This is a genomic window from Halochromatium sp. (genome assembly GCF_054919635.1).
In genome coordinates this window covers 1-2,688 of the sequence record NZ_JBUDPI010000441.1, presented here as the reverse complement: position 1 = coordinate 2,688, position 2,688 = coordinate 1, and the positions used below count along the sequence as shown (strand labels likewise).

Sequence of the window (2,688 nt, the reverse complement as noted above, 5' to 3'; positions counted from 1 at the left end):
GCGCGCATTGCGATCGGCAACCTGCACGCCGAGACCGGACTCGCCTTTCAAATGGTCTATCTGGAGGGTTCAGGTCGCAACCAGGGCAGTCTGCTCGACTCGCTTCGAGGCCAGGTGGCGATCAGCCAGATACTCACCGACGACGAGGGCGATGCGCTGGCTGTTATCCCCCGCACCTGGGTGATTGACCTAGCGGCGCTGCGCGAGGAATTCGGGCGCGCGTTCCGTATCGTCGACGACTCCGTACCAGGGAGCTCGCTTCTGCCTGGCCTCTCAGTCTCCAATGCATGCCGGTGCGGAATCGATGTGATTTTGGAGCAATCGCTGGCTTGTCTGCCCAGCGTCTATCTCGAGACCGGGCATCCCAATATGATGATCCGTCTCGACGGCGAATCCTTCCGACAGCTGTTCTATGGCTCCTGGTGTGGCTGTATTAGTCAGCCGAGCGAGCTTGTCCATTTGGCCTCTGGGGGCGGCTAAGCCGATTTCTGTTAAAGGGGATAGCGCCTTGCTGGTTGTCGAAGCCTGCGAGCTTGTCCCGGGCATGGTCGAGCACGGATTGGAACGGATAGGTCCCCTGGGCCTTGACCTCGTCGAAGGTCATCAGCGGGTGGAAGCGATAATTATCGGCGTTGCGGATGGCGCGGAGTTGCCGCAGATTGAAGTCATCGATGCCGAGAACGAACAGATTGCGCTCGATGATCGCCCCTCATTGCTCGTAGACCAGCTGCTCTGGCTGCACGCCAAGCTCCTTAAGCTGGCCATTGATGGATTCGACAAAGGCATCCGGTCCGCAGACATAGAACTTGCCATCGAGCGTCGAGAGACGGGATCTCAAGAAGTCGAGATCGATGCGCTGGCCCTGATGTTCAGGCCCGTGCTCGCGGGTGAAGGTCAGCACGCAGTCATCACCCAGGTCATGCTTTAGCTCTTTCTCGCAGATGACATCGCGCTCGCTCTTGTTGGTCAGCAGGAGCTTGTGGCCGTCCAAGGCGTCATCGGCGGCGAGCTGTCGCAGGATGCCGAGAAAGGGGGTCAGGCCGGTGCCGGCGGCGATAAAGGTGCCTGGACCCTGGTAGGTGATGCTGCCGAAGGCGTCGCTCAGCTTGAGCCGAGCACCGGGCTGCAGCGCATGCAGTGCCATGGTCATGCCGTCGCCTTCGGGATAGCGCTTGGTGGTGAATTCCAAGAGCTGATCATTGGGCAGGGAGGTCGGGGTAAAGGGGCGGCCTTCGTCGCGCCATTCATCCGTGTCGATATGAACCTCGACGCCCTGTCCTGGCTGCCAATCGAGCCCCTCCGGTCGCGTCAGCAGCAGACGCTGGACGTCATGGGTGACAAACTCGGTCATTAAAAGGGTTGCGTCGTGGGACATCGGCAGCTCCGTCGACTGATAGAGAGATGAGCCGGATTGATCACCGGGAGGACCGCGACAACGCGACCGACGGCGCCGATCGGACAGAGATGCCGCAGGCCACGCATCTCGCGGGTCGATGACAAGATCAGCAAACCTGATGCCAGAAGGCTGACTCGGCGATCTCTCGTGGTTGGGGGCTGGAGGCTAGCTCCGGCGGCTCAGTCCTGCGGTGCCGCTGACCCTCTCCGGGTGGCAATCCACCATCGTGGCGAGCAAGCCCGGAGTCTCGTTGACCAGGAGGACGATATCGGAATGACGACCGGTTGTTGCCGGGTCCAGAGGTCCCAGGCCGTCTCTTGAGTGATACAGGTCTGCCTTGGTGACTGCTTCGGGGGACTGATGCTGGCGTGGCCATCGCACTGGTACCGCACTGGTGCAGGGCTTGCTTCGATTGATCAGGAGCCCGCACCAGCGCTTGTCCGACACCTGCTGCGTTGCGGCGATGAACTGCGATGAGTAGGAGGTATGCGATGACCAATCAGAAGTCCAGCCAACAGCCGCGCGTGGACGCTGTGATGCGCGATGAGGAACGTCTTGATGGACGTCTCCATTCAGACGTGCTCGACGAGTACGGATTCTTCAAGGACCCGGAGCTGTGGACCCGCGATCTGGCGCTGAGAGTCGCGGCTGAGATGGATCTCGACGAGCTGAGCGATACGCATTGGCGTGTCATCGATCAGGTGCGCGCCGATTACCTTGACAGCGGGATGCTGCCTGTGCAGCCAACCCTCTGTCACGAGCTCGATCTCGATCCTGATTGTATCCAGAGGCTCTTTGGCGGCCCGATCGACGTCTGGCGGCTCGCCGGTCTGCCGAACCCCGGTGAGGAGGCGCGCACCTACATGGAGAATCAGGAGGCGCCTGAAGGGCAGGGAACGCCTCAGGTGCCGCGCTGAAGCGGCCAGTGGTTGATCGAGATGGTTGATCGCGCCGTTGGTTGATCGCGCGGTATTCATTGAACGGCCCGCCAGGCTGCTAGCCGGCGGGCCTCATTGACGGATCAGCGACGGGTCACTGAGACCTCAATCGTCAAGCGCAAAGATCGTTAAGCACACGGGGCGCTCTGCTCAGCTTGGCTGCGAGTCACTCCCTTTGAGCTCGAAGAGCGCGAATTCCGAGCGGGTGATGCGACCGTTGTCATAGCTGTCGATGCGCTCGAATTGCTCGGCGAGCGGCTGATGGGCCTTGGCTTCCTCCTTGGTGAGTGCCGCGTCATCGTTGGTGTCCAGCTTGTCGAACAATTGGTCCTTAGCTTCGGGCAGATACACCAT

4 protein-coding genes are annotated in these 2,688 nt (G+C 60.9%); 2 read left to right on the top strand and 2 right to left on the bottom strand.

What is annotated here, in order from left to right; genetic code table 11:
* On the top strand, window positions 1–480 hold a 480-nt coding region (locus tag ACY693_RS17980; protein ID WP_462323183.1), incomplete at its 5' end, for a hypothetical protein.
* Window positions 481–709: 229 nt separating this feature from the next.
* Here the strand turns inward: ACY693_RS17980 and ACY693_RS17975 are convergent.
* Window positions 710–1,375, bottom strand: coding sequence for an FAD-binding oxidoreductase (locus ACY693_RS17975; protein WP_462323182.1), 666 nt, complete (start codon window positions 1,373–1,375; stop codon window positions 710–712).
* A gap of 512 nt (window positions 1,376–1,887) precedes the next feature.
* Here ACY693_RS17975 and ACY693_RS17970 point away from each other — a divergent pair.
* Window positions 1,888–2,313: a TusE/DsrC/DsvC family sulfur relay protein gene (locus tag ACY693_RS17970; protein WP_462323181.1), complete on the top strand. Its 426-nt coding sequence runs from the start codon at window positions 1,888–1,890 to the stop codon at window positions 2,311–2,313.
* A 171-nt stretch (window positions 2,314–2,484) separates the two neighbouring features.
* Here the strand turns inward: ACY693_RS17970 and ACY693_RS17965 are convergent.
* The coding region (locus ACY693_RS17965; RefSeq protein ID WP_462323180.1) for a hypothetical protein at window positions 2,485–2,688 on the bottom strand (204 nt) is incomplete at its 5' end.

Bases quoted from the DNA above. Each gene is read 5' to 3' on its own strand.
- ACY693_RS17975 (WP_462323182.1), bottom strand. From the start codon at position 1,375: ATGTCCCACGACGCAACCCTTTTAATGACCGAGTTTGTCACCCATGAC.
- ACY693_RS17970 (WP_462323181.1), top strand. From the start codon at position 1,888: ATGACCAATCAGAAGTCCAGCCAACAGCCGCGCGTGGACGCTGTGATG.